7 protein-coding genes and 1 pseudogene are annotated in these 6,950 nt (G+C 43.4%); all 8 read left to right on the forward strand.

What is annotated here, in order from left to right:
- Positions 1 to 259 (forward strand): annotated as a pseudogene (locus T515_RS17720) (IS4 family transposase); the annotation flags it as partial.
- 368 nt (positions 260 to 627) lie between these two features.
- Positions 628 to 849, forward strand: a complete 222-nt coding sequence (acpP, locus tag T515_RS15495) for an acyl carrier protein (RefSeq protein ID WP_036613197.1) — start codon at positions 628 to 630, stop codon at positions 847 to 849.
- Between the two features lie 72 nt (positions 850 to 921).
- Positions 922 to 1,983, forward strand: a complete 1,062-nt coding sequence (accD, locus tag T515_RS15500) for an acetyl-CoA carboxylase, carboxyltransferase subunit beta (protein WP_330372697.1) — start codon at positions 922 to 924, stop codon at positions 1,981 to 1,983.
- A complete protein-coding gene (locus tag T515_RS15505; protein ID WP_036613200.1) occupies positions 1,983 to 2,909 on the forward strand; it encodes an acetyl-CoA carboxylase carboxyltransferase subunit alpha in 927 nt (308 codons plus the stop codon). The genes accD and T515_RS15505 overlap by 1 nt, the downstream gene beginning before the upstream one ends.
- A 38-nt stretch (positions 2,910 to 2,947) precedes the next feature.
- Positions 2,948 to 4,048 carry a 3-oxoacyl-ACP synthase III family protein gene (locus T515_RS15510; protein WP_036613202.1) on the forward strand — a complete coding sequence of 367 codons (1,101 nt, stop codon included), beginning with the start codon at positions 2,948 to 2,950 and terminating at the stop codon, positions 4,046 to 4,048.
- Positions 4,049 to 4,142: 94 nt separating this feature from the next.
- Positions 4,143 to 5,066: a nitronate monooxygenase gene (locus T515_RS15515; protein WP_036613205.1), complete on the forward strand. Its 924-nt coding sequence runs from the start codon at positions 4,143 to 4,145 to the stop codon at positions 5,064 to 5,066.
- 15 nt (positions 5,067 to 5,081) lie between these two features.
- Positions 5,082 to 6,098, forward strand: coding sequence for an ACP S-malonyltransferase (locus T515_RS15520; protein WP_197026469.1), 1,017 nt, complete (start codon positions 5,082 to 5,084; stop codon positions 6,096 to 6,098).
- Between the two features lie 12 nt (positions 6,099 to 6,110).
- A complete protein-coding gene (gene fabG / locus T515_RS15525; RefSeq protein ID WP_036613211.1) occupies positions 6,111 to 6,857 on the forward strand; it encodes a 3-oxoacyl-[acyl-carrier-protein] reductase in 747 nt (248 codons plus the stop codon).
- Positions 6,858 to 6,950: the final 93 nt, after the last annotated feature.

Genomic DNA, 6,950 nt, shown 5'->3' on the forward strand with positions numbered 1-6,950 from the left:
ATATATGTTTCTTTCTGTATATCAAAGAAAGGATGAAGACGAACGTACAATAGGAGAAATTTTCTATGTACTTCTTCAGGAAATGGAGGACATCACTTTCCAACATTCTCTTTTTATACTTGTAGAAGCAATGACTGCAAGTATAAAGAACATACTTCATATCACCGACGAACAGGTTGAGGAAATCTATAAAGATTTCTTTTTCAGGTTGCCAGAATATATGCAGGATGCGCTGACAAGAGATTACAAGGTGGCGTAATTGTTTTTTTATAGTCTGGAATATAGAGTTTTCAAGGTGCGATGCCCACTATTTATGTGGGAAGTTTGAGACACTTAAGTAAAAAAGTGTTCATTAACTATTTAAAAATATTAATATAACTAAAAATATTTAAATAATGGAGACAAAAGAAATGACGAAAAATCGTCATACGCTTTTGTCTCCATTTTTCATGGTTTTGGAAACTACATCCATTTGAAAATATCATCCGTTGACTTAGTCTTTAGCATTCTGTATAGTCTACACCATCAGGCGGATAGTTAAAAAAATTTAACGATATTGTTATAATATCTGCTTAATGTAGTTTTAAAAATTATGAGAGGTCGTTATATCGACCAAAAGGAGAAGAAATGGATTTTGAGGCAGTAAAGGAAATTATAGTTGACACTCTTGCTTGTGATGAGGAGAAGGTTACACCAAATGCAAAATTTATTGAGGATCTTGAGGTAGATTCACTTTCACTTGTAGAGCTCCATATGGCTCTTGAGGATTCTCTTGGACATTCGATTCCTGACGGTGATATCGGAAAGCTTCAGACAGTACAGGAACTTGTAGATTACTGCAATAAGTAATCAGGAAATAATTATTAAAAAAGCCAAAGCCTGCCTTTGGCTTTTTCTTGAACAAACAGGGGAGGAACACTTATGAAATCTCCAATTACCAGAATATACGAAATGTATAAGGACAGAGCTTTACTAAAGAAGGCTCATGCCGATACAGTTGGGCATACAGGAATCAGATTCACTTTCGGAAAAGGAAAGTCAACGGCAGAATACGCAGCCTCAAAAGAAAAGATAAGTGAAAAGAAGGGGCCTTCAGGCAGCGCGGACATAAGCCAGGAAGAAACTAAGGATAAAAACGGTTTACGCATACCGGCAGTTATGATTCCATCCAGTTTCATAACATGCAGATCATGCGGAAGACGTGCTCTTAGACATAAATGGGAAGATAATTATTTTGTTTGTCCTGAATGCGGAAAGTATGCACCTATTGGAGCATACTATCGTTTAAGCCTTATCCTTGATAAGGGTTCGTTTACAGAGATAGACACAGATATTAAGGCGGAAGATCCTTTGGGTTTTCCCGGATATAAAGAGAAGATCGAGCGGCAGGAAGAAAAGACAGGACTGAATGAATCTGTTGTATCGGCAGTGGGCAGCATTCGTGGTATTCGCCTTGTAACAGTGGTTCTTGACAGCAGATTCTTTATGGGTTCCATGTCCAGGGCAGTGGGAGAAAAGGTAACAAGAGCAGTTGAGTACGCAATGGAAGAAAAGCTGCCTTTGCTTATTTTCAGCGCCAGCGGCGGTGCCCGCATGCAGGAGGGTATTTACAGTCTCATGCAGATGGCAAAAACCACATCGGCTATCGAGCAATTCAGTGAGAAGGGCGGATTGTTCATAAGTTTTCTTACTAACCCCACTACAGGAGGAGTTACAGCCAGCTTCGCAACGCTTGGAGATATTACATTGGCAGAGCCGGGAGCACTTATAGGATTTGCAGGTCCGAGAGTTATTGAGCAGACCATAAGCCGTAAGCTTCCCAAGGGATTTCAACGTTCCGAATACCTGGAAAATCATGGATTTGTGGACAGAATCGTCGAAAGAAGCGAAATGCGAGACGTACTTACGGACATTTTGAAACTTCATGCAGATACAAAAAAATTCAGTACTGTAAAGAGAAGTGCAACTTTGGAGAATAAGTGATGATCAAGGAAATAATACAAGAGGCCGACCAGATCGGAAATAAAATCGATGCATTATCGGTAAATGATGAGCTTCTGGAGAAGAATGCAGAAGAGATACGTTCACTGGATAAAACCAGAAATGAACTTTTATCCAAGTGTACAGAGCTTAATCCTTCAGACAGAGTATATCTTGCAAGACATCCGAAACGTCCGCATATAAAGGACTTTATCGACAATCTGTTTACGGATTTCTTTGAGCAGAAGGGTGATCATTTATATGATGAGGACCTTTCCATAATAGGAGGAATAGCAAGATACAAGGGCTGTCCCGTAACTGTTCTCGGACATCAGAAGGGCAGATCCATGGAAGAAAATCTGGCGTATAACTTCGGTATGCCGAGACCTGAGGGTTACAGAAAGGCACTGCGTCTTATGGAGCAGGCTGAAAAATTCGGTCGTCCTATCATAACTTTTATAGATACTCCGGGAGCATATCCCGGAATGGAAGCCGAGGAGCATGGTCAGGGTGAGGCTATTGCAAGAAACCTTGCGGCAATGAGCAGATTCCATGTACCCATTATATCCATCGTTACAGGAGAAGGTAATTCCGGGGGTGCACTTGCGATAGGTGTGGCAAACAAGATCCTTATGCTTGAAAATTCAGTATATTCCGTACTTAGCCCGGAGGGATTTGCTTCTATATTATGGAAAGATGCAGCAAGGCATGAGGAAGCATGTGAGGTTATGAAATTAACAGCTCACGATCTCAGAAAAGCAGGAGTGGCAGACCATGTTATTCCTGAGCCCCTCGGAGGTGCCCAGGAGGATCCGGAAAGATTATATGCAAGTCTTGATATCGTTTTGGAAAAGACATTTACGGATCTGTTAAAGCTGTCTCCTGAAGAATTAAGAAGACAGAGACAGGAAAAGTACAGAAATATATAAATAGTCACTTGGAAAAGTGAACTGTCAGGAGCATAGTTTTGAAAGGAATAAAGATAATAGGCCTGGGAGGAGCGCTTCCCGGTCGGACAGTTACCAATGATGCTCTGGGAGAAATAATGGATACTTCGGATGCCTGGATATATCCAAGAACCGGTATACATGAAAGAAAATTCTGCTCAGAGGATGAAAGTGCTTTGACCCTGGCTGTAGAGGCCGGAGAAAAAGCCATAAAGGATGCCGGAATTACCAAAGAAGAAATAGCGGCAGTTGTTGTGGCATCCATGTCACCTGATCTTGCAACCCCGAGTATGGCAGCACTCGTACAGAGAGAATTGGGACTTCCTGAGGTTCCGGCCCTTGATATTAATGCAGCCTGCAGTGGATTTATTTATGCATTGGAAGTGGCAAGAGGGCTGTTGAACGCGAACCTTAGCGTTAATGATATCTATCCGGAAAAGGTAAATGAAGATAGTAAAAAGTCATTGAAAAAAAGTGCGCTGGTGATAGGAACCGAGCAGTTATCAAGACTTGTTTCCATGGAAGATCGTACAACAGCGATATTATTTGGAGACGGTGCAGGAGCCGCAGTAGTTACATCGGATAATTTTGAAGGTGAAAGCGATAATAAATCGAATTTTATAGATGCCGTTTCGGGAGAAAGAAATCCCGAAAATACGGGCTTTGTAAGTCTTTTGGGATCCAGAGGCTCCGGAGCCATAGAGGCACCTTCGATTTATTCGAGAGCATATGAAAAAAAGTATCGAAAAAAAGAAGATGCGTCTGAAATAGACCATATGTTAATGGATGGAAAGGATGTCTTTGTGTTTGCATGTGACATCATTCCCAGGATCATAAACGGACTTCTCGGGAAAACAGGTTTGTGCCTTGAAGATATCGACCATGTGGTATGCCACCAGGCAAATGCGAGAATTATAAGACATGTTATCAGAGCCATGCATGCACCTGAAGAGAAATTCTATATGAATATGGAAAAACTTGGAAATATCAGTGCTGCATCCATACCTGTTGCACTCAATGAGATGCATGAAAAGGGGCTTATAAAGGAAGGCGAAAAGCTGATTCTTGCCGGATTTGGCGGTGGACTGACTTGGGGCGGATGCATAATCAGCTACAAGTGAAAATTTAGCTGACTTCACCACAGGTGTATTCAGTATAGGGAACAGAGCTGTAAATGCTCAGATTATGATTAATTACGAAGAGAAAAGGTAGAACATGAAGCTTTTAAACGAAATTTTAGGAACACGTTATCCGGTCATTCAGGGTGGAATGGCAAATATTGCTACTGGACGTTTTGCTGCTGTATGCGCCAATGCCGGGGCAGTTGGACTTATTGGTACCGGCGGAATCCGTACAGCAGAGGAATTAAGAAATGAGATACGTACGGCTAGAGAGCTTGCACCGGAAAAAGAAGACGGATACAAGCCTGTTATCGGAGTAAACCTGATGCTTATGAATCCCGCAACAGATGATTTTGTAAAGGTATGTATCGAGGAAAAGGTTCCCGTTGTTACGACAGGTGCCGGGAATCCCGGAAAGTACATGGAGGATTTTAAAGCTGCAGGAATAAAGGTCATTCCTGTTGTTGGTGCTCCTATTCTTGCACAGCATGTGGCGAAGCTTGGTGCTGATGCGGTAATCGCTGAAGGATGTGAAAGCGGTGGACATGTTGGAGAGATGACAACCATGGCTCTTGTTCCGCAGACTGTGGATTCGGTAGACATTCCTGTAATTGCAGCAGGCGGTGTTGCAGATAACCGTCAGTTTAAGGCCGCACTTGCACTTGGGGCTTGCGGAGTACAGATCGGAACAGCTTTACTTGCATCTCCTGAGTGTCCGATACATGAAAACTATAAGGAGGCCCTTCTTAAGGCAAAGGGTTCTGATGCTATAGTGACAGGACGTATCGGAGGTACACCGGTAAGAGTGCTTAAGAACCAGATGACAGTTCAGTATCTTAAGCAGGAGAAGGCAGGCGCGGATAAGATGGAACTTGAGAAATATACTCTCGGTTCATTACGTCGTGCAGTGTTTGAGGGCGATGTCAAGACCGGTTCACTTATGTCCGGACAGGTATGCGGACAGCTTCATGACATACGTCCGGTTGCTGAGATATTGGAAGATATAACACAGATGTAATGGAAAGGCGAAATCATGAAAACAGCTTTTTTATATGCAGGTCAGGGAAGTCAGCATGCAGGCATGGGAGCAGATCTCTATCGTGATTACCCTGAATTCAGAAGAATATTTGACGGGGTATCAGAGGGATTGCAGAAGAAGCAACCTGCTGATAAGAATTATGATCTCTGTCGCTTGTGCTTTGAAGATCCTGACGGAGTCATCAATCAGACCCGTTATACACAGCCTGCAATGGTAGCCTTTGCCTGTGGCGTAACGGAGATACTGAAGGTACATGGTATTCGCCCTGATTATGCTGCAGGACTTTCTCTCGGTGAGTATTCGGCATTACAGGCAGCGGAAGTTATGGATTCAGAGACCGCTGTAGAGATGGTGGCATTCAGAGGTCAGAAGATGGCTGAGGCCAGCGAAGGTGTGGATTGCGGAATGACCGCGATACTGGGGATGAATGAACAGGATCTCGAGGACTGCTGCGAAAAAGTAAGAAGTGACAGCGGAAAAATCGTTTCAATATGTAATTATAACTGTCCGGGACAGATTGTAATCGGCGGCGAGAAGGAAGCTGTAGACAGAGTTACAGAGCTTGCATCAGGTTTTGAAAAGGTACGATGTATTCCGCTTAAGGTTTCAGGTCCTTTCCACACAAGTTATATGTCATCCGCAGGTGATGCTCTTCAGGGATATTTCAAGAATATCCGTATGAACCGCCCGAAGTGCAATGTTCTGTTTAACTATCTTGGAGATGAGTCTCTGGCTGTTACCTCATCCATAAATTCAACAACTGCCACCACCGCGGCTGCTTTTCGTAAGGCAATACCGGAGCTTTTGGTTGAACAGGTACAGAAGCCTGTAAGAATGGAAGCAATAATCAGAAATCTCTTTTCAAAGGGAGTTACTGATTTTGTTGAGATCGGACCGGGACATACCCTCAGCGGTTTTGTCAAGAAGGTTGCGAAGGATATGGGAATAAGTAATTTTACGGTAAGTGCAGTTGAGACATCCGAGGATGTTGAAAAGCTCACATCAAGATAAAGAGAGAAAAAGATGAACAGTTTAAAAGGAAAGACAGCGATAGTAACGGGAGCTTCGAGAGGTATAGGAAGAGCCATAGCGGTTGAGCTTGCAGCAAAAGGCTGTAATGTGGTTGTGGATTATGCCGGAAATGTAAATGCAGCGGAGGAAACCGTAAAGCTTTGTCAGGAGGCGGGAGCCTCAGCGATTGCAGTATGTGCGGACGTGTCCGATGAAAAGGCGGTAAATGAACTTATTTCTAAGGCACAGGAGAACTACGGAAGCATTGACATACTGGTAAATAATGCAGGAATAACCAGAGATAATCTGATGTTAAGAATGAGCGCAGAAGATTTTGATGAGGTTATTTCAAAGAATCTTCGCGGAGCATTTTTAATGACAAAATATGCAGGAAAGATAATGCTGAAGCAGAGAGCCGGAAGAATAGTAAACATTTCCTCTATAGTAGGTCTGCATGGAAATGCCGGTCAGGCCAACTATTCAGCATCAAAGGCAGGAATAATCGGACTCACAAAGACAACCGCCCTGGAATACGCAAGCCGGGGAATTACTGCCAATGTTATAGCTCCGGGCTTTATAGATACTGATATGACAAGTTCACTTCCGGAAAAGGTCAAGGAATCTATGCTTTCCCGGATACCTGCAGGAAAATTCGGACAGGCAGAAGATATTGCAAAGGCTGTAGCCTTCCTTGCATCAGATGATGCCCGTTATATCACAGGCCAGGTCCTCGGCGTTGACGGTGGTATGGGAGCGTAGGAGTTTGCATCAGCAAACTCCGGAGCGATAAGGCCCGAGCAGGCTCGGGTCCCGAAGGGATCAGGTGAGGTTGACAAAACCGAACCTGACCAG

It is taken from the genome of Oribacterium sp. P6A1, from assembly GCF_000702885.1.
Lineage (GTDB): Bacteria > Bacillota > Clostridia > Lachnospirales > Lachnospiraceae > Oribacterium.